This is a genomic window from Qipengyuania thermophila, assembly GCF_004153605.1.
Lineage (GTDB): Bacteria > Pseudomonadota > Alphaproteobacteria > Sphingomonadales > Sphingomonadaceae > Qipengyuania_B > Qipengyuania_B thermophila.
The window spans coordinates 307371-325201 of the sequence record NZ_SDSI01000002.1 but is presented as its reverse complement, the minus strand read 5'-3'; the positions used below and the strand labels follow the sequence as shown (position 1 = coordinate 325201).

Here is a 17831-nt window from a genome sequence, read left to right as displayed (position 1 = left end):
GGGCACTTAGCGTCTGCCGCCGCCAAGAGCAACCGAACGCGCGGGCTTGTGTCGGCTCCCTGCTTGGCTATGACCCGGTTGCCCCTTCGCGGGCGCAGAGCGAAAGGACAGTGCAGCGATGACCATCACGACAGGCGACACGATCCCCGACGTGCAACTCGTCAAGGTGACCGGATCGGGACCGGAGAAGGTCAACGCGCGCGAATACTTCGCCGGCCGGACCGTGGCGCTGTTCTCCGTGCCCGGTGCCTACACGCCCACCTGCTCCGCCAAGCACCTCCCCGGCTTTGTCGAGCATGCGGACGCGCTGCGGGCGAAGGGTGTGGACGAGATCGCCTGCACGGCGGTCAACGATGCCTTCGTCCTTTCCGCCTGGCAGAAGGAGAACGGCGCCGACGGCATCACCATGCTGAGCGACGGGAACGGCGAGTTCGCCAAGGCGCTCGGACTGACGATGGACGGGTCGGCCTTCGGCATGGGTCAGCGTGGACAGCGCTTCTCCATGCTGGTGAAGGACGGGGTGATCACCCACCTCAACGTCGAGCAGCCGGGCGATTTTTTGGTGTCGAGCGCGGAGCATCTGCTCGGCCAGCTCTGAAGGTGCCGGACACCTTCCGCCGGCAACCCGCGCGCGTCGCTGACCGACCCAGCTACCCGGCGATGCCGCACCGGCATCGCGGCGGCCCGCACGGACGTCAGTAGCCCATCAGGCTCAGCACTTCCTTGCGGCTGCGCTCGTCCTCGAGGAACGAACCAAGCAGCTTGCTGGTCACCATCTGGACACCCGGCGTCCGGACGCCGCGCGCGGTCATGCAGGCGTGGCTCGCCTCGATGACGACCGCCACGCCGTGCGGCCGCAGGTGATCCCACACGCATCGGGCGACCTCCGCCGTCAGCCGCTCCTGCACTTGGAGACGCCGGGCATAGCCATGCAGCACGCGGGCAAGCTTGCTGATGCCCACCACCCGGTCGCGCGGCAGATAGGCGATCGCCGCCTTGCCGATGATGGGAGCCATGTGGTGTTCGCAGTGCGACTGGAACGGGATGTCGCGAAGCAGCACGATCTCGTCGTAGCCGCCGACTTCCTCGAACACGCGTGACAGGTGGATCGAGGGATCCTCGGCATAGCCCTGGCAGTATTCCTTCCAGGCGCGTGCCACCCGCTGCGGCGTGTCGCGCAACCCCTCGCGCGAGGGGTCATCGCCGGCCCAGCGGATCAGGGTCCGCACGGCCTCCGCCACTTCGGCAGGGACCGGAGGCTTGCCATCGGCCCGGTCCTCGTCAGGTCCAACGAGACTGCTCATGCGGCTTTCCTTCTCAATCGCTTGCGCAGGCGGTCAAGCCGGCTCCCGGTCCGGAACAGCCCTCCTTGCGCGTAAGGCTCGAACATCAGTTCCGGCCGCTCGGGGTCGAGCACGGCCGACTCCGCAAGCTTTGCCTGAACGGCGTTGAGTTCGGGTGGCACATAGCGTCTCAGCGTGCGCCGCGCACCCTCCCGCCGTGCCGCATCCTCGATGAAGGCGCGCATGCTGCCGGCCTTTTCGAGCTGCGCCGCCACCTCGCTTTCCGGCACATCGCAATGCTCGGCCAGCAGCGAGCGGCGGATGGCCCCGATCATCTCTCCGCAGCCGCGATTGGCCGGACGGGCGCAGTCGATGCTGAGATCGCACTCGCTGTCCAGCCCCAGCGAGCGGTTGTTCATGTTCGCCGACCCGATGCGGATCACCTCGTCGTCGACGATCATCAGCTTGGCATGGACGTAGATGGCGGTGTCGTCGGTGAACGGCATCCACAGAGAGAATCGCCCGGCATGGTCGGCCGCCTCGATGAGGCGCACCAGCTCGGCGCGGGCATGATCCATCGCCTGCTGCTCCAGCCATCCATCCGCATGCGGCGGATGCACGATGACGATTTCCGGCGCCTCGGGCTGCTGGAGACGCGCGATGATCGCTTCGGCCACGGCCCGCGAGGCGAAATACTGGCTCTCGGCGTAGATGAACCGGCGGGCGCGGGCGATGTGCGCCTTGAACAGCGTTTCGATCTCGCTCACCTGCGGCCAGTCGCGGAAGCACGCCTGCGTCCGGCTGATGCCGACCTCGACGTTGCGGAAGTGAACCGGCAGGTCCTCGGGCCAGAGGCTGTCCTCGCGCGGCTCGATCCGCGGCAGACGGCTGCCTGCCGCCCGCTCCCAGCGGGTGTGCCCAAGATGAGCCAGGGTCTGCGCCACCTCGCCTTCGAGCATCATGGTGATGTCATGCCACGGGCCGTAGGGTTTCCCGCCCGGCAGTCTCCGGCGCGCGGACCTGGTGCGATGTTCGCGGTCGTCCCACCGCTTCACCGTCATGTCGATGCCGCCGCAGGCAGCCAGACGGTCGTCAAGGACCACGATCTTCTGGTGGTGGCTGCACCCGAGAGGGTGTGCGCTGTCGAACTTGAAATCGATCCGCCGGTGCGGCCACCAGCGCAGGAGATCCGGCCACAGCTGCGGCTTGGCGGCGAGGAACAGGCCGCTGACGTTCCATTTGAGGATGCGGATTTCAAGCGTCCTGCTCTTGCGCACGAGCCAGACGAAGAAGCTGCCCAAGCGCGAAGGATAGGTCCGGCGCAGCCCCTTCTGGAACCAGCGCCGCCCGCGCGTGAGATGAATGCGGGGATCGAAGTCCCAGCCGATGAGGAAGATGCGGCGCCTGGCGGCAAGCATGGCCTGCTGCATGTGGGCGAAATAATCGGCCGCATCGATGACGACACTCGCGCGCTCGGCCACGGCAAAGCGCCAGATCCCCGGTTCGACGCTGTCGCCGGCGCCGCGTCCGGGCGCGGCGTTGATGTCCTGTGTCATCGACACTCCCCTCGGCCGTGCTGTGGCGCAACGCGCCCGCCGCGTCCACCTCCGTGTCGCATCGCTCTTGCGGGGCGCCGACGCGCTGCCGATATCGGCCGCATGATCAAGGACCTGCTGCACGGACCCGACGCCGTTTACTTCATGCGGCGTGCGCAGGCCGTGCTGGCCGGATTGCCGCAGCCGTTCCGCGCTCCGCTGGCGCAGGTGGTGCTGGAGGTGGAGGAGTTCGCCACCGCCGAGCAACTGGCGTCGGTCGGGCTGGACGATCCGTGGGATCTGTCAGGCCTGTACGAGGGGCGCCCCCTGCCCGATCAGTCGATCTGGGCGTCCGGCGACCTCCCGCCGCGCATTTCGCTGTTCCGGCAGCCCATGCTGCTCGAGCAGCAGGAGACCGGCGTCGATCTCGACGATCTCATCCGTCACGTGACCATCCACGAGGCGGGCCATCATTTCGGCTTCTCCGATGACGACATGCACCTGCTGGAGGAGGAAGGCTGAAGTCCCCGGCGGCCAGCCGGGCCTTCGCGGGTAATGGTAGCGGAGGAGGGACTCGAACCCCCGACACGCGGATTATGATTCCGCTGCTCTAACCGGCTGAGCTACTCCGCCCCGGTGCGACCCGCACCTAGGAAATGCCGTGGCGCGGGTCAACCGCGCTGTGTCCCGCGAAAACGGAAGTCGCGCACATGATCCCATGGACCGCCGCGGTAGCGGTGCAGCGAGAGGCCGGGAAAGGCGAAGCTGCGCGGCCGCACCTGCGCGGCAAGCTGCCGCTGGAGAGCCTTGGCGTCCTCGGGAGACACCTTGTTCTGCACCGTCACGTGAAGACGCGGGCGATGCTGATCCTGGGCCGTGAGGCTGCCGTGAAGATGCGCGGCGATGCGGTCGCGCAGAGCCAGCATGGCGGGGCTGGCGAGCTGCAGGGCCGTCCCCCGACCAAGGGACATGATGCCCTCGAGGCGGGCCGCGACCGGCGCCTGCTCCGCCGCAAGACGCCCGAGCAGCGTGATGAGCTCCGCCTCCAGGAAGTGCGGCAAGGCATGGAAAAGGGTGACGTGGGCCTTGAGGTGATTGCGCTCGGCGGGGAAGTGCCGGGTGCGCAGGTCGGTAGCCCACCCGTGCAGATCGGCGGGGAGCATGGTGGTCAGGATGAGGGGTTCGGCACCGGACGGATGTCCCGCGCCCATCAGATGCCCCGCTGACGCCTGATCTCGCGCCAGCGGGCGACGTTGGCATTGTGTTCGGACAGCGTCCTGGCGAACACATGTCCGCCGCTGCCGTCGGCGACGTAGAACAGCGCATCCGTGTCCGCCGGGTTCAGCACGGCACGGATGGCGTCGCGGCCGGGATTGGTGATCGGCCCGGCCGGCAGGCCGGCGATGGCGCGCGTGTTGTAAGGGTTGGGATCGTCGAGCTCCGAGCGGCGGATCATCCGGCCGAGCGGCCGTCCGCGGGTGATCGGATAGATGGTCGTGGCGTCGGCATCGAGGCGCATGCCCGTGCGCAGCCGGTTCGACAGCGCTCCGGCGATCATCGGACGTTCGCTGGCAAGGCCGGTCTCCTTCTCGACGACCGAAGCGAGGATGACGGCTTCGGCGGGGGTCGAGACAACGGCGCGGGCGCTGCGCCGCTCCCACTCCTCGGAGAGCGCGGCCTGCATCGCCCGCTGCATGCGCGCAAGCACCGCCTGCCGGGTTTCCCCGCGTTCGAAGGCGTAGGAGTCGGGCAGCACCGATCCTTCCGCCGGCACCGGTATGCTGCCGGTGAGCAGGGGTTCGGCCATCAGCCGCTCGTGCACGAGGACGGAGGGCATCCCTTCAGGGATGGTCACGAGGCGCCGGATCACGGCGCCCGACTGAAGCGTATCGAGGATCGTCGCCGGGCTTGCTCCGGCCGGCAAGGCGAACTCCCCGGCGCGCACGTGACCGGACCCGCCGAGCACCCGCGCCCGCAGGACGAATCCGTCAGCCGACGAGATCAGCCCTGCCTCGGCCAGCGCCGCGGCGACGGTCCTGAGAGACGCGCCTTCAGCCACGGTGAAGGTCGTGTCGCTCTCGGCGGGACCCGAGGCGTACCATGGGACGACCAGCCAAAGGAGCCCCGCTAGCAGGACCAGCGCCCCGGCGACGCCTGCCAGAGCGAGCCGGCGAGCCATGTCAGTCGACCTGGCGCACGATCAGCGAGGCGTTGGTGCCGCCGAACCCGAAGCTGTTGTTCAGCGCTGCCCGCACCGGGCGGCGACGGGCGGTGTGCGGCACGAGGTCCACCCCTTCGGTCCCCTCGTCGGGATCGTCGAGGTTCAGCGTCGGCGGAACGACCTGATCCCGGATCGCCAGGACGCAGAAGATGGTTTCCACCGCCCCCGCACCTCCGAGCAGATGGCCGATCGCGCTCTTGGTGCTCGACATTGATGCTCCGCCAAGATCGTCGCCGAAGACCCGCTTGGCCGCCGCAAGTTCGATCGTGTCGGCCATGGTCGATGTGCCATGCGCGTTGATGTAGTCGATGTCCGCCGGTGCGAGACCGGCCTTGCGCAAGGCCATCCGCATCGCCAGCTCCGCGCCCCGCCCTTCCGGGTGCGGAGCGGTGACGTGGTACGCATCGCCCGACAGGCCGTAGCCGACGACCTCCGCGTAGATCCGCGCCCCGCGCGCGCGCGCGTGCTCATACTCCTCGAGCACGACCACGCCGGCGCCCTCGCCCATGACGAAGCCGTCACGGCCGCGATCATACGGGCGGCTTGCCGCCTCCGGACGGTCGTTGAAGCTGCTGTTCAGCGCCCGCGCCTGTGCGAAACCGGCCACACCCAGCGGGTTGATGGTCGATTCGGACCCGCCCGCCAGCATGACGTCGGCATCGTCGTCGCGGATCATCCGCGCCGCATCGCCGATCGAGTGGGCGCCCGTGGAGCACGCCGTGACGACCGCATGGTTCGGCCCCATCAGCCCGTAGCGGATCGACACCTGACCCGACACGAGGTTGATCAGCCTTCCGTGGACGAAATGCGGAGACACGCGGCCAGGACCGCGCTCGTGCAGCACGATCGATTCGCTCTCTATGCCCGGCAGCCCGCCGATGCCCGAGCCGATGGAACAGCCGGTGCGTTCCCTGAGAGCCGCGTCCATCTCGGTCAGGCCGGCATCCTCGAGCGCCTGTCCGGCCGCGTCGATGCCATAGACGATGAAGCGGTCGACCTGCCGCTGCACCTTTGGATCGACCCGCCGGTCGGGGTCGAAGCCCCAGGGATGATCACGGTCCTTCACCTCGCAGGCGATGCGGCACTTCTGCGTCGAGGCATCGAAGCGCGTGATCGGTCCGGCACCGCTCTTGCCGGCCAGCAGGTTGGCCCAGGTGGTCTCGACATCCCCGCCAAGCGGCGAGACAAGCCCCAATCCGGTCACCACCACACGTCGCATCAGCACCTCCAGCAGTCTGTCTTGGCGGCCAGACGCAAGCAGGCCCGGCCCGTCACCGGGCCGAGCCTGTCATCGACCCGCATTGGCGCGGTGAAGGTGAGCCTAGGCTACCTTTCACCCGCCGGCAGCATCAGCCCTGATGTTCCTCGATATAGCGCGTGGCATCGCCCACGGTCGCGATCTTCTCGGCAGCGTCATCGGGGATTTCGACGCCGAATTCCTCTTCGAAGGCCATCACCAACTCGACGATGTCGAGGCTGTCGGCGCCAAGATCATCGATGAAGCTCGCATCGGGCGAAACCTTGTCGGCTTCGACGCCCAGATGTTCGATGACGATCTTGTGAACGCGTTCCTGAATGTCGCTCATGCAGTTCCTCTTGCAGCGTGAGTGGTGGCTTGCGTGCGCCTTAACACCGCCGTCACGCCTTGCAAGAGGGCAGCCCCGGGCACAACTTTCCGTTTGCGCGTTTTCCCTTCCGTTCACAACAACCGAAAGCATCGAACACATGAGCGCGAGCACCACACTCAAGACCCTGACCGACTCCGTCTACGACTCCATCGAAGGCTATCGCCTGGCGATCGAGAAGGCGCAGAGCGCGGATCTGCGGTCGGCCCTGCAGGAACGGCTGTCCAAGCGTGAACAGACGCTGGAGGCGTTGAACGCGGCATTGCAGCAGCAGGGCAGCGAACTGGTGACCAAGGGCACGCTGACGGGTGAGCTGCACCGCACCTGGCTGAAGGTCGCCGACCTGTTCGAGTCCGGCGACGCGGCCGCAGCGGAACGGGTCGAAGAGGGCGAGGGGTATCTCGCCAAGAAGTTCCGCGCCGCGCTGGAACAGGACGACCTCGACCCGCAGGAGCGGTCCGTGATCGAGCGCTGCTTCGCCGAGATCCAGGAGGGCGAGCGGTTCGGCGACCGGATCGAGCGGCAGCACGGCTGACGGGGCATCGGGGCACGGACCTTTCGCGGTCCCTGCCCCGCTTTCCCGCCGCGCTCAGGTCGCGTCGCCGGAGCGGACGGACGCGCTACCCGCCGCCGGCGTGATCGTGCGGATGTGCACTTCGCGCAGCTGCTTGTCCGATGGCAGCGAAGGCGCCCCCATCATCAGGTCCTGGGCCCGCTGGTTGAGCGGAAATGCGATCACCTCGCGGATGTTGGGCTCGTCGGCCAGCAGCATGACGATGCGGTCGATCCCCGGTGCCGAACCCCCATGGGGCGGCGCGCCAAGCTTGAACGCCTCGATCATGCCGGAAAAATTCGCGTCCACGTCCTCGCGCGAGTAGCCGGCAATCTCGAAGGCCTTGTACATGATTTCCGGCCGGTGGTTGCGGATGGCGCCGGACGACAGCTCGTAGCCGTTGCAGACGATGTCGTACTGCCACGCCTTGATCGTCAGCGGATCCTGCGTTTCCAGCGCCTCGAGTTCACCCTGCGGCATCGAGAACGGGTTGTGGCTGAACTCGATCTTCTTCGCGTCCTCGTCGTACTCGAACATGGGGAAGTCCACGATCCAGCAGAACCTGAAACAGCCCTCCTCGATCAGGCCCAGTTCCTCGCCCACGCGGGTGCGCGCCGCGCCTGCGAGCTTGGCCGCCTCCTTCTCCTTGCCCGCGGCGAAGAACAGGCCATCGTTGTCGCCCAGCCCCAGCTCGGCGTAAAGTCGCGCCATCCCCTCGGCGCCGTGGTTCTTGGCAATGGGGCCGCCGAATTCGCCACCCTTGCGGGTGACATAGCCCAGCCCCGCATATCCTTCCCGCCGCGCCCAGTCGTTCAAGTCGTCGAAGAACTTGCGGCTCTTCTCCTGCGTGGCGGGCGCAGGAATGGCGCGCACGACGCCGCCGGCCGCCGCGATCTTCTCGAACAGGCCGAACCCGCTCTGCCGGAAATGGTCGGTCACGTCGCTGATGAGCAGCGGATTGCGAAGGTCCGGCTTGTCGGTGCCGTATTTCAGCATCGCCTCGGCGTAAGGAATGCGGGGAAAGGCACCGGCCGGCGTGACCGTCCTGCCGCCGGCGAACTCCTCGAACACGCCCGCCAGCACCGGCTCGATGGTCTGGAACACGTCTTCCTGGGTCACGAAGCTCATCTCGAAATCGAGCTGGTAGAATTCCGGGCTGCGGTCGGCGCGCAGGTCTTCGTCACGGAAGCACGGGGCAATCTGGAAATAGCGGTCGAACCCCGCCACCATGAGCAGCTGCTTGAACATCTGCGGCGCCTGCGGCAGCGCATAGAAGCGCCCCGGATGAAGCCGGCTCGGCACCAGGTAGTCGCGTGCGCCCTCCGGGCTGGAGGCGCCGAGGATCGGTGTCTGAAACTCCGTGAAACCCTGCGCGATCATCCGGCGGCGGATCGATGCGATCACCTGGCTGCGCAGCATGATGTTCGCGTGGACCCGCTCGCGGCGAAGGTCCACGAACCGGTAGCGCAGGCGTGTCTCTTCCGGATATTCCTGGTCTCCGGCCACCGGCAGGGGCAGCTCCGCCGCTTCGCTCTGCACCGTGACGGCGCGGGCGAACACCTCGATGCCCCCGGTCGGCAGCGCCGGGTTGATGGCTGCCGGATCGCGCGGCTTCACCTCGCCTTCGACCGTGATCACGCTTTCCGGACGCAGCCGTTCCAGCACTTCCAGCGCGGGCGAGTCTGCGTCGGCGACGATCTGCGTGATGCCGTAGTGGTCGCGCAGGTCCACGAACAACACGCCCCCGTGATCGCGCCGGCGATGCAGCCAGCCGGACAGCCGGACGGTCGCGCCCGCATCCTCCGGACGGAGCTGGGCGCAGGTGTGGGTGCGGTAAGGGTGCATGCGATGGTCCAGTCCTGTCTCGCCCGCCCGGCATTTCGGGCGATCCGCGCCCGGCCTGCAGCGCGCGGCAGGAGCGGACGGGGTGGCAGGCGATGTTGATAAACGCGTCCGGCGCGCTTCTTTGGCACCGGGTGCTTTGTCAAGACGGATGGCGCGCGTTAAGGGGCAGCCATGCACATACACCCGCTGATCACGGACACTGCCACCCTCGACGCGCTCTGCGCCCGCCTCGCCAAGGGCGATTTCGTCTGCGTGGACACCGAGTTCATGCGGGAGAACACCTACTGGCCCGAGCTGTGCCTCGTCCAGATCGGCAATGCCGAGGAAGCCGCCGCCATCGACCCGCTGGCCCCGGGCATCGACCTCGCGCCTCTGCTCGCCCTGCTGACGGACAACGAGGACGTGCTGAAGGTCTTTCATGCCGGCGGACAGGATGTGGAGATCATCTACAACCTGACGGGCCGGACCCCCCATCCCATCTTCGACACCCAGATCGCGATGATGGCGGTGAGCCAGTCCGAGCAGATCGGCTATGCCAACCTCGTGGAATGCTGGCTGGGCAAATCGGTGGACAAGGGCGCGCGCTTCACCGACTGGAGCCGCCGCCCGCTGACCGAGCGGCAGATCGACTACGCGATCGGTGACGTCACGCATCTCGCCGCGATCTTCCCGCGTCTCCTGCGCAAGCTGCGCAAGACCGGCCGCGGCGTGTGGCTCGACGCCGAGATGGAAAAGCTTGCCGACCCGGCCAACTACCGCACCGACCCCGACGAGGTGTGGAAACGGATCCGCCCGCCGAGCCGCAACGCCGCCGCACTGGGGCGGATGAAGGCCATGGCCGCTTGGCGGGAACGGGAGGCGCAGGACAAGAACATACCCCGCGGCCGGATCATGCGGGACGAGACGCTGGCCGAGCTGGCGGGCAATCCGCCGGCCAGCCAGGCCGATCTTGCCAAGGTCCGCGGCCTGTCGGCCGCCTGGCGCGACAACGAGATCGGCCGCCGCCTCATGGCCGCACTGGAGCAGGCCCGGCCGCTGTCGCGCGAGGAGCTTGGCGAACGCGACAGGCGCGGCGTGGCGCTGGGGCGCGAAGGATCCCTCGTCGCGGACCTTCTCAAGCTGCTGCTCAAGATCCGCGCGCGGGAACTCGATGTCGCCGCCCGGCTGCTGGCCCGCACCGAAGAGCTGGAGGCGCTTGCCGCGGGGCAGCGCGATCTTGCCCTGCTGGAAGGCTGGCGGCGCGACGTGTTCGGCCAGGACGCTCTGGCGCTGGTCGAGGGGCAGATGGCCTTCGCGGTGCGGGATGGCAGGCTGGTCATGACCCGTCTCCCGGCCGAGGAGCCGATCGAAATGGCCCCGGCGGCGCCGGCGGAACGGATGGCGACGTGACACCCGTCACTCCGCCACCCGGCACCATCCACACGCGGAGAACGGGAGCGCGACAGGTTCCGCCGCGCCGCATGCGGGCGGGGTGATGGCGACTTACCAGCCAACCCTGAAGCAGCTGCAATATCTGGTGGCGCTGTCAGAGCATCTGCATTTCGGCCGCGCGGCCGAGGCGTGCTTCGTCTCGCAGTCCACCCTGTCTGCGGGCATCCGCGAACTGGAGTCGCTCCTCGGCGTGACGCTGGTGGAGCGCAGTCGCCGGGTCGTGCGCTTCACTCCGCTCGGCCAGAACGTCGTCGACAAGGCGCGTCTCATCCTGCGCGCGGCGGACGAACTCACGGACATGGTGCAGGCAGCGGGCAAGCCGCTCGTCGGCGCGCTGCGCATGGCGGTGATCCCCACCATCGCGCCGTTCCTGCTGCCCAGGGTGCTGCCGCGTCTGCGGCGCGAGCGTCCCGATCTCAAGCTCCTGCTGCGCGAGGAGACCAGCGACACCGCGCTTGACCATTTGCAGAACGGGCGCGTCGATTGCGTGCTGCTTGCCCTTCCCTACGCCATCGGCGAGGCGCAGCACGAGATCATCGCGCAGGATCGCCTCCTCGTCGCCTATGGACGCGACCATCCCGACATTCCGGCCGACAGCGTGGTGCCCGATGCGATCGAGCAGGGGCATCTGCTGATGCTGGAGGACGGCCACTGCCTCACGGAGCATGCGCTTGCCGCCTGCAACCGGCCCGAACTGCGCGCGAGCGCCGCGATGATCGCGACCAGCCTCCACACGCTCGTGCAGATGGTGAACAACGATCTGGGAGTCACCATGCTGCCGCAGATGGCGATCGACGCTGGGATCCTCGACGGCACCGACGTCGTGGCCCGTCCGCTCGAATCCCCGCGGGCCGTGCGCGAGATTGCGCTGGTGTGGCGCAAGAACTCGCCGCGCGAGGCGGATTTCCGGCTGCTCGCCGCGGAACTGCGCACGGGGTGAACCGGACGCCCGCAAGACGCGAGCGGGCCGCATCGTCAATCCATGTGCTTCAGGCCGACGCGCAGGTAATCCCAGCCGGTGACGAGTGTCATCACGGCGGCGATCCAGAGGCTGGCAAGACCCACGAGATGAATCCACTGGCTCGCCAGCGGGCCGCAGTCGCCGCGGATGGTGCATGGCTGTCCGTGCACGGCTCCGCCGAGGATCAGCGCACCCAGCGCCACGAGCTGGAACGCGGTCTTCCACTTGGCCAGCTTCGACACCGGCACGCTGACCTGAAGCCCGCCGAGGAACTCGCGCAGGCCCGACACGGCAATCTCGCGCACGAGGATGATGAGACCGGCGATGACATGCATGTCGCCCACGAACGGACCGCGCAGGAACCCCTGCGCCGTCAGCACGAGGATGACCGCCGCGACCATGATCTTGTCCGCGATCGGATCGAGAAAGATGCCGAGCCGCGACACCGCTCCGCTTGCCCGCGCCAGCATGCCGTCAAAATAGTCGGTGATGCCCATGGCGCAGTAGAGCAGGAACGCCAGCAGATAGCCGAACCGCCAGTCCGGCCACCACAGCAGGAAGGCCAGCAGCGGAATGGTGGCGATCCGCGATATGGTGAGGATGTTCGGAAGTGACCACATGATCTGCGCACGGCGCCCTTACCGCGAACAGGCGCCGCGCGGCAATGCGGTGACGCTTGCATCGCGGCGAAAAAGGCGCAAGCCTCCGCGCGGCTGCAAGGCGGCCGGACGATCGGGCGCGCATCAGGCGCATCATCGAACATTGGGGATGCAGGTTCTGCGATGATGACTTCGACACGCTTGCTGCGTCGCCGCCGCTTCCTGCCGCTGTTCGTCACCCAGATGCTGAACGCCTTCAACGACAACCTCTACAAGACCGCCATGGTCCTGTTCGTGGTGTTCTCGATCTACAATTCCGAGGAAGCCGAAGGCGCTTTCAGCGCCGCGGCCAGCGCCTTGTTCATCCTGCCCTTCTTCCTTCTGTCGGCGCTCGCCGGACAGCTGGCGGACATGCGCGACAAGGCCGCCATCATCCGGGTGGTCAAACTTGGCGAGATCGTGCTGATGGCCATCGGCGCCGCCGGACTGCTGCTGGCGTGGCACGGCGTCGCCGTCGGCACCTTCGCCATTCCGCTGATGCTGGCGGCGCTGCTGCTGACCGGCGTGCAGTCCACCTTCGTCGGGCCAATCAAGTATGCCCTTCTTCCGCAGCATCTCCGCCGCGACGAGGTGCTGGCCGGGACCGGGCTGGTCGAAGCCGGCACCTACATCGCCATCCTCGGCGGAACCATTCTCGCCGGATGGCTGCCGGTGCAGTGGGCGGCGGCGGCGATCCTGCTGATTGCCGTCACAGGCTATGCGAGCAGCCGGTTCATTCCCCCCGCGCCCCCGATCGGCCCGGTCGAGCGCATCGACTGGAACGTCTGGCGCTCGTCGCGCCAGCTCGTCGCCCGCACCATGCACGATCCGCAGATCTTCTACGCCATCATCGCCATCAGCTTCTTCTGGACCATCGGCGCGGTGCTGGTGATCCTGTTCCCGCCGCTGGTGAAAAACGTCATCGGCGCCGGCAAGGAAGTCGCCAGCCTGTTCCTCGTCATCTTCTCCGTCGGAGTGGCCATCGGCTCCGTCAGCGCCAATGCGCTGCTCAAGGGCACGGTTTCGGCCCGCATCGCGCCGATGTCGGTGCTGGTCATGGGCGTGTTCGTGCTGCTGTTCCATGTCGTCTGCGCCCTGTGGACCGAACCGCTGGGCGACCTGCTGACCGTCGGCGGCTTTGCGCGCATGCCCCTGGCCGTCCCGCTGCTGCTGACGCTTCTCGGGATCGCCGTTGCCGGCGGCATGTTCGTCGTGCCGCTCTACGCGTTCCTGACCACGCGCGTGGCGCCGGCCACCGCCGCGCGCACGATCGCGGCGAACAACATCGTCAACTCCGGCGCGATGGTGGCCGGGTCCCTGGTTTCATGGGCGCTGACGGCGCTCTCGGTGACGAGCACGGATCAGCTGCTGCTTGCCGCCGCCATGTGCCTTTACTCGGCCTGGCTGGCCCACCGTCTGCACCGGGTCGAGCGGCGCGCCGCGCTGCAGCCGGCCGGCGGAGCCGCGGTCAGCTCCGGGCAGGCTACAGGATGAACACGAGCACGGCCGCGAAAGCGGCGAACCACACGCTGACCACCCCGCGTGCGTCCGACAGCCCAGCGCTGGCGACCACCCCGGTGTCCTGGGCCGCCTGCGAGCGCGTGGTCATGGTGCCGGGCATCGGCAGCCGCACACGGAAGGGATGGCGCCGGTGTTCCTGGGTGAGTACGAGAGATCGCCGCATGGTTCACCGTTAACGCGGCGGTAAGCATTTGCGCACGCGGCATGTTGGCGGCTGGCCCGTTCTGGCACAGAGGGGCCGGTGCCTGAGGCACCTTGCGCACGCCTTCCGCAGGCATGGCTTGCGTGCTTGAGGGCTATTTGCAGCCCAGAGCGAACGGGAGAACGAGACGATGCCTACCGCTGCCGAGGTTCTGGTCGAGGCGCTGGTCGAGCAGCAGTGCGACCGCGTGTTCGCGGTGCCTGGTGAGAGTTTCCTGCACGTTCTGGACGCGCTGCACGACCATCCGACGCTCCCGCTGGTGACCTGCCGCCACGAGAGCGGCGCGGCGTTCATGGCCGCTGCCGACGGCGCGCTGACGGGGCGGCCCGGGGTGGCGTTCGTCACCCGCGGCCCCGGCGCCACGAATGCCAGCATCGGGGTGCATGTCGCATTTCAGGACTCCTGCCCGCTCATCCTGTTCGTCGGCGATGTCGCCCGGCCGATGCGCGACCGCGAGGGGTTTCAGGAAGTCGACCTGCCCGCCTTCTTCCGACCGCTGGCCAAGTGGGCAGCCCGGATCGACGATCCCGAGCGGGTTCCAGAATATGTGGCCCGCGCCTATGCCACCGCGATGAGCGGGCGTCCGGGCCCCGTCGTGCTCGCCTTGCCGGAGGATATGCTGGCACAAGGCTGCACCGCCCGCGTCAGGCCCTGCGTCTACCGCCCGGCGCAGCCTCCCTGCCCCGATGCGGTGGGCACGATGCTGCAGATGCTCGGCGATGCGGCCGCGCCGGTGGCCCTTGTCGGTGGCGCGGGCTGGAACGCAAAGGCGCGCCACTATTTCCAGCAGTTCGCGGAGAGGCTGGGCTTGCCCGTTGCGACCGCCTTCCGGAGACAGGACGCCATCCCGGCCAGCTCGCCGGTCTATGCGGGATCGCTGGGGTACGGACCCAATCCCGAACTCGTCGAGCGGGTGCGTGCCGCCGACGTCATCCTGTGTGTCGGTGCGCGTCTCGGCGAGGCCACGACGGACGGCTACAGCGTGCCCGAGCCCGCCGCCGAGGGCGTCCAGCTCATTCACGTGCATCCGGACCCGGAGGAGCTGAACAGCGTCTACCCCGCAGCCCTGGCGATCTGCGCCGACCCGGCGGAGTTCAGCGAAAGCGCCTGCCTGTGGGTCGGCGAGGACCTGATCGGCTTCGATGCGGGACAGGAGGCGCACGCGCAGTGGCGCAGGTGGTCGATGCCGCCGGCGCCGCGTCACGCGCTTGACCTTGCCCGATGCGTCGGCCTCGCCGGCGAACTCCTCCCGCCGGACACCATCGTGTGCAACGGCGCGGGGAACTTCGCCGGGTGGTGGCATCGTTTCTGGAAATACGAGGCGTGGCCCGGCCAGCTTGCACCGACCTGCGGCGCCATGGGCTACGGCGTGCCGGCCGCGATCGCGGCGGCGCTGCGCCATCCAGAGCGGCTGGTCCTCGCAGTATCCGGCGATGGCGACTTCCTGATGACCGGGCAGGAGCTTGCCACCGCGGTTCAGCATGGCGCCAGTCTCATCGTCATCGTGGTCGACAACGGCAGCTACGGTACCATCCGCATGCATCAGGAACGCAGCTTTCCCGGACGGGTCATCGGCACCGATCTGCGCAATCCCGACTTCGCCGCCCTCGCCCGCGCCTTCGGGTGCCAGGGCGTTGCCGTGCGCACCACCGAGGAGTTCCGCGCAGAGCTTGCCGAGGCGCGGGGTCAGAGCGGCGTGCGCCTCATCCACTGCCAGGTGGATGCCGAGCAGTTGGCGGCCAGCGGTGCCACGATCAGCGGATTGCGCGGGGAAAGCTGACACCCGCGGCAGCGCCGCCTGACCTGCGTCACTCTTCGGCCAGTTCGAGCACCCGCTGCCATTCCTCGGGCCGGACCGCGCTGACCGACAGGCGGGACTGCCGCACCAACTCCATGTCGGCGAGGGCGGCGTCGCCCTTGATGGTCGCCAGCCTCACCGGACGCTTCAGCGGCCGCAGCGGCGCGACCTGGACGGCACGCCACCGGCCCGTCGGATCGGTCGGATCGCACAGGCCGGCGGCCGTGATGGTCACGATGCCGACGATCTCGCGCCCGATGTTGGAGTGGTAGAAGAACGCCTCGTCACCGACCTGCATGGCTTCAAGGTTGAGACGGGCCCGATGGTTGCGCACCCCGTCCCAGATCTCCTCCCCCTTGGCCAGAAGGTCAGGCCAGCCGAAGACGTCCGGCTCCGATTTCATCAGCCAGCGCCGCTGCATCAGTGATCCTTTCACCAGAGCAGAACGCGGCCAGCCCCCGCCTGCCCGCGCCCCATTAACACGATCTTAGTCTCACCGCGGCATGACCTGCGCCACCCTTGGGGCAACAGGCGGGAGAGCGGAGGCGCATGGCTGCATACAGTGACGACATCGCCGCCGCCAAGCTGCGTTCGCAGTTCACCACCCTGCTGATCACCTATGCCGGGCTGGCTCTGTTCGTGTGGATCGGCGGCCACGTCCTCGGCGCGGCGATCGAGGTCTGGACCGGCGGCACGGATGTGAACCGGTTCCTCACCAACGCCCTCGTGCTGAACATCGCCGTGATCGTTATGGGGTGGCTGCGCTACAACCGGCTCAGCCAGGAACTCGCCGAGCGCACCGCCGCCGAGCGCGAAGCCCGGCGCCTCGCGGAAGTCGACGAGCTGACCCAGTGCCACAACCGGCGCTCGTTCATACCGGCGCTCAACACCCTGCTGCAGCGCTGCGCGGTGCACGGCCAGCATCTGCTCGTGTTTCTCGTCGACCTCGACAATTTCAAGCAGATCAACGACCGCCTCGGCCATGCGACCGGGGATGATGCGCTGAAAGCCGTGGCGAACGCCCTGCGCGCGCATGGGGGCGGCAAAGGCGTGATCGCCCGGCTCGGCGGAGACGAATTCGTCTGCGCCTTCCCCGCCGACGAGGCAGGGCGCGAGCAGGGAAGCGAACAGGCGGCGCAGCTGCTCGAGGCGATCCGCGCGTCCTGCGCCGCCCCTGAACATGGCCCGCCGGTGGACATCACCGTGTCGGTCGGCATTGTCGGCGTGGAGCCGGGCGCCCGACCCGGCCTTGATGCCGAGAAGCTGCTTCGTGCGGCCGATCTCGCCATGTATCAGGCCAAGAGGTCGGGCAAGAACCGCTTTTCGTGGTACGATCCCGGCCTCGAGGAGGCGCAGGGACGCCGCATCCAGCTCGAAGAGGACATTCGCGCAGGACTGAGGAACGGCGAATTCGTCCCCTACTACGAACAGCAGGTGGACCTCGAAACCGGAGAGCTGCTCGGCTTCGAGATGCTCGCGCGCTGGCATTCGGCAAGCCGCGGACTGGTCCTGCCCTCCGTGTTCATCCCGATTGCCGAGGAGAGCGGGCTGGTCGCGCAGCTTTCGGAGCAGCTCATCGCCAAGGCCTTCATCGATGCGCGCGACTGGGATCCGCAGCTCACCCTGTCGGTGAACATCTCTCCGATCCAGCTGCGCGACCCGTGGTTCTCGCACCGGGTGCTGAAGCTGCTGGTCGAGCATAATTTCTCGCCCTCGCGGCTGATCATCGAGATCACCGAAAGCTGCCTTCACACCGACGTGGAGGAGGTGCGCACGATGGTCACCAGCCTCAGGAACCAGGGCGTCAAGATCAGCCTGGACGATTTCGGAACGGGCTATGCCGGCCTTAACCAGCTGCGCGACCTGAGCTTCGATCACCTGAAGATCGATCGCAGTTTCGTGCAGGGCGTCGACAGTTCCGGCACGGAGCGCAGCATTGTCGAGGCCATCGTTGCGCTCGGCAGCGCGATGAACATCCCCGTCACCGCCGAAGGCGTGGAAAGCGACGAGGTGCGCCGCGCCCTGCGCACCTATGCGCGGATCAAGGCGCAGGGCTACCACTACGGACGCCCGGAGGACGGCGCCGCGGTCCGCCGGCGGCTGGAGTCGCTCGGCCGCCTTGCCAGCCAGTGCAAGCGATCCGACCTGCCGTCCGCGGAGGCGCCTCAGGACGGGACGGCGCAGCGACCGGACGTGCGGACACAGACCGCGCGCTGAC

General features: G+C 67.9%; 18 protein-coding genes and 1 tRNA gene. 8 read left to right on the top strand and 11 right to left on the bottom strand.

Annotated features, from left to right (window positions below; translation table 11 throughout):
* The first annotated feature begins 118 nt into the window (after nucleotides 1-118).
* Nucleotides 119-598: a peroxiredoxin gene (locus ETO60_RS05905; protein ID WP_130003696.1), complete on the top strand. Its 480-nt coding sequence runs from the start codon at nucleotides 119-121 to the stop codon at nucleotides 596-598.
* A gap of 97 nt (nucleotides 599-695) precedes the next feature.
* Here the strand turns inward: ETO60_RS05905 and folE are convergent, their stop codons facing one another.
* Together folE and ETO60_RS05895 are read right to left on the bottom strand one after the other, a co-directional pair.
* Nucleotides 696-1304, bottom strand: a complete 609-nt coding sequence (gene folE / locus ETO60_RS05900; protein ID WP_130003694.1) for a GTP cyclohydrolase I FolE — start codon at nucleotides 1302-1304, stop codon at nucleotides 696-698.
* The gene (locus tag ETO60_RS05895) at nucleotides 1301-2839 is read right to left on the bottom strand and encodes a phospholipase D-like domain-containing protein (protein ID WP_130003692.1); all 1539 of its coding nucleotides are present in this window, start codon (nucleotides 2837-2839) and stop codon (nucleotides 1301-1303) included. Before ETO60_RS05895 ends, folE begins: the two co-directional genes overlap by 4 nt.
* 102 nt (nucleotides 2840-2941) lie before the next feature.
* On the opposite strand from ETO60_RS05895, the gene ETO60_RS05890 reads away from it, so the two are divergent.
* The gene (locus ETO60_RS05890) at nucleotides 2942-3340 is read left to right on the top strand and encodes a metallopeptidase family protein (protein ID WP_130003690.1); all 399 of its coding nucleotides are present in this window, start codon (nucleotides 2942-2944) and stop codon (nucleotides 3338-3340) included.
* Nucleotides 3341-3374: 34 nt separating this feature from the next.
* On the opposite strand, the gene ETO60_RS05885 is transcribed toward ETO60_RS05890, so the two are convergent.
* The 5 genes from ETO60_RS05885 to ETO60_RS05865 all read right to left on the bottom strand — a co-directional run bounded on the left by ETO60_RS05885 (nucleotide 3375) and on the right by ETO60_RS05865 (nucleotide 6625).
* Nucleotides 3375-3451: transfer RNA gene (locus tag ETO60_RS05885), tRNA-Met, on the bottom strand.
* A 38-nt stretch (nucleotides 3452-3489) separates the two neighbouring features.
* The gene (locus tag ETO60_RS05880) at nucleotides 3490-4029 is read right to left on the bottom strand and encodes a 2'-5' RNA ligase family protein (RefSeq protein WP_130003688.1); all 540 of its coding nucleotides are present in this window, start codon (nucleotides 4027-4029) and stop codon (nucleotides 3490-3492) included.
* Nucleotides 4029-4997: an endolytic transglycosylase MltG gene (gene mltG / locus ETO60_RS05875; protein WP_130003686.1), complete on the bottom strand. Its 969-nt coding sequence runs from the start codon at nucleotides 4995-4997 to the stop codon at nucleotides 4029-4031. Before mltG ends, ETO60_RS05880 begins: the two co-directional genes overlap by 1 nt.
* A 1-nt stretch (nucleotide 4998) precedes the next feature.
* Nucleotides 4999-6258: a beta-ketoacyl-ACP synthase II gene (fabF, locus tag ETO60_RS05870; RefSeq protein WP_130004589.1), complete on the bottom strand. Its 1260-nt coding sequence runs from the start codon at nucleotides 6256-6258 to the stop codon at nucleotides 4999-5001.
* A 130-nt stretch (nucleotides 6259-6388) separates the two neighbouring features.
* Nucleotides 6389-6625, bottom strand: a complete 237-nt coding sequence (locus tag ETO60_RS05865) for an acyl carrier protein (RefSeq protein WP_130003684.1) — start codon at nucleotides 6623-6625, stop codon at nucleotides 6389-6391.
* Between the two features lie 139 nt (nucleotides 6626-6764).
* Here ETO60_RS05865 and ETO60_RS05860 point away from each other — a divergent pair, with 139 nt between their 5' ends.
* Nucleotides 6765-7199, top strand: coding sequence for a PA2169 family four-helix-bundle protein (locus ETO60_RS05860; RefSeq protein WP_130003682.1), 435 nt, complete (start codon nucleotides 6765-6767; stop codon nucleotides 7197-7199).
* A 54-nt stretch (nucleotides 7200-7253) separates the two neighbouring features.
* On the opposite strand, the gene aspS is transcribed toward ETO60_RS05860, so the two are convergent.
* Nucleotides 7254-9062: an aspartate--tRNA ligase gene (gene aspS, locus ETO60_RS05855; RefSeq protein ID WP_130003680.1), complete on the bottom strand. Its 1809-nt coding sequence runs from the start codon at nucleotides 9060-9062 to the stop codon at nucleotides 7254-7256.
* A gap of 171 nt (nucleotides 9063-9233) precedes the next feature.
* Here aspS and rnd point away from each other — a divergent pair, with 171 nt between their 5' ends.
* Complete coding sequence (gene rnd / locus ETO60_RS05850) at nucleotides 9234-10451, top strand: ribonuclease D (protein WP_130003678.1); 1218 nt, start codon at nucleotides 9234-9236, stop codon at nucleotides 10449-10451.
* 85 nt (nucleotides 10452-10536) lie between these two features.
* Complete coding sequence (locus ETO60_RS05845) at nucleotides 10537-11433, top strand: hydrogen peroxide-inducible genes activator (RefSeq protein WP_130003676.1); 897 nt, start codon at nucleotides 10537-10539, stop codon at nucleotides 11431-11433.
* A 35-nt stretch (nucleotides 11434-11468) separates the two neighbouring features.
* On the opposite strand, the gene pgsA is transcribed toward ETO60_RS05845, so the two are convergent.
* Nucleotides 11469-12074 carry a CDP-diacylglycerol--glycerol-3-phosphate 3-phosphatidyltransferase gene (gene pgsA / locus ETO60_RS05840; protein ID WP_130003673.1) on the bottom strand — a complete coding sequence of 202 codons (606 nt, stop codon included), beginning with the start codon at nucleotides 12072-12074 and terminating at the stop codon, nucleotides 11469-11471.
* Nucleotides 12075-12236: 162 nt separating this feature from the next.
* Here pgsA and ETO60_RS05835 point away from each other — a divergent pair, with 162 nt between their 5' ends.
* Nucleotides 12237-13586, top strand: a complete 1350-nt coding sequence (locus tag ETO60_RS05835; protein ID WP_130003671.1) for an MFS transporter — start codon at nucleotides 12237-12239, stop codon at nucleotides 13584-13586.
* Here ETO60_RS05835 and ETO60_RS05830 read toward each other — a convergent pair.
* Nucleotides 13576-13776 carry a hypothetical protein gene (locus ETO60_RS05830; RefSeq protein ID WP_130003669.1) on the bottom strand — a complete coding sequence of 67 codons (201 nt, stop codon included), beginning with the start codon at nucleotides 13774-13776 and terminating at the stop codon, nucleotides 13576-13578. The two genes, ETO60_RS05835 and ETO60_RS05830, sit on opposite strands and share 11 nt — an antisense overlap.
* Before the next feature lie 169 nt (nucleotides 13777-13945).
* Between ETO60_RS05830 and ETO60_RS05825 the strand changes: the two genes are divergently transcribed.
* Nucleotides 13946-15595, top strand: a complete 1650-nt coding sequence (locus ETO60_RS05825) for a thiamine pyrophosphate-dependent enzyme (RefSeq protein ID WP_130003667.1) — start codon at nucleotides 13946-13948, stop codon at nucleotides 15593-15595.
* A gap of 28 nt (nucleotides 15596-15623) precedes the next feature.
* Here the strand turns inward: ETO60_RS05825 and ETO60_RS05820 are convergent, their stop codons facing one another.
* Nucleotides 15624-16034 (bottom strand): EVE domain-containing protein, encoded by a 411-nt coding sequence (locus ETO60_RS05820; protein ID WP_130003665.1) that lies wholly within the window; start codon nucleotides 16032-16034, stop codon nucleotides 15624-15626.
* A gap of 128 nt (nucleotides 16035-16162) precedes the next feature.
* On the opposite strand from ETO60_RS05820, the gene ETO60_RS05815 reads away from it, so the two are divergent.
* Nucleotides 16163-17830: a putative bifunctional diguanylate cyclase/phosphodiesterase gene (locus ETO60_RS05815; RefSeq protein ID WP_130003663.1), complete on the top strand. Its 1668-nt coding sequence runs from the start codon at nucleotides 16163-16165 to the stop codon at nucleotides 17828-17830.
* Nucleotide 17831 lies beyond the last annotated feature (1 nt).

Coding starts and splice junctions, on each gene's coding strand:
- ETO60_RS05905 (WP_130003696.1), top strand. CDS start 119: ATGACCATCACGACAGGCGACACGATCCCCGACGTGCAACTCGTCAAG.
- folE (WP_130003694.1), bottom strand. CDS start 1,304: ATGAGCAGTCTCGTTGGACCTGACGAGGACCGGGCCGATGGCAAGCCT.
- ETO60_RS05895 (WP_130003692.1), bottom strand. CDS start 2,839: ATGACACAGGACATCAACGCCGCGCCCGGACGCGGCGCCGGCGACAGC.
- ETO60_RS05890 (WP_130003690.1), top strand. CDS start 2,942: ATGATCAAGGACCTGCTGCACGGACCCGACGCCGTTTACTTCATGCGG.
- ETO60_RS05880 (WP_130003688.1), bottom strand. CDS start 4,029: ATGGGCGCGGGACATCCGTCCGGTGCCGAACCCCTCATCCTGACCACC.
- mltG (WP_130003686.1), bottom strand. CDS start 4,997: ATGGCTCGCCGGCTCGCTCTGGCAGGCGTCGCCGGGGCGCTGGTCCTG.
- fabF (WP_130004589.1), bottom strand. CDS start 6,258: ATGCGACGTGTGGTGGTGACCGGATTGGGGCTTGTCTCGCCGCTTGGC.
- ETO60_RS05865 (WP_130003684.1), bottom strand. CDS start 6,625: ATGAGCGACATTCAGGAACGCGTTCACAAGATCGTCATCGAACATCTG.
- ETO60_RS05860 (WP_130003682.1), top strand. CDS start 6,765: ATGAGCGCGAGCACCACACTCAAGACCCTGACCGACTCCGTCTACGAC.
- aspS (WP_130003680.1), bottom strand. CDS start 9,062: ATGCACCCTTACCGCACCCACACCTGCGCCCAGCTCCGTCCGGAGGAT.
- rnd (WP_130003678.1), top strand. CDS start 9,234: ATGCACATACACCCGCTGATCACGGACACTGCCACCCTCGACGCGCTC.
- ETO60_RS05845 (WP_130003676.1), top strand. CDS start 10,537: ATGGCGACTTACCAGCCAACCCTGAAGCAGCTGCAATATCTGGTGGCG.
- pgsA (WP_130003673.1), bottom strand. CDS start 12,074: ATGTGGTCACTTCCGAACATCCTCACCATATCGCGGATCGCCACCATT.
- ETO60_RS05835 (WP_130003671.1), top strand. CDS start 12,237: ATGATGACTTCGACACGCTTGCTGCGTCGCCGCCGCTTCCTGCCGCTG.
- ETO60_RS05830 (WP_130003669.1), bottom strand. CDS start 13,776: ATGCGGCGATCTCTCGTACTCACCCAGGAACACCGGCGCCATCCCTTC.
- ETO60_RS05825 (WP_130003667.1), top strand. CDS start 13,946: ATGCCTACCGCTGCCGAGGTTCTGGTCGAGGCGCTGGTCGAGCAGCAG.
- ETO60_RS05820 (WP_130003665.1), bottom strand. CDS start 16,034: ATGCAGCGGCGCTGGCTGATGAAATCGGAGCCGGACGTCTTCGGCTGG.
- ETO60_RS05815 (WP_130003663.1), top strand. CDS start 16,163: ATGGCTGCATACAGTGACGACATCGCCGCCGCCAAGCTGCGTTCGCAG.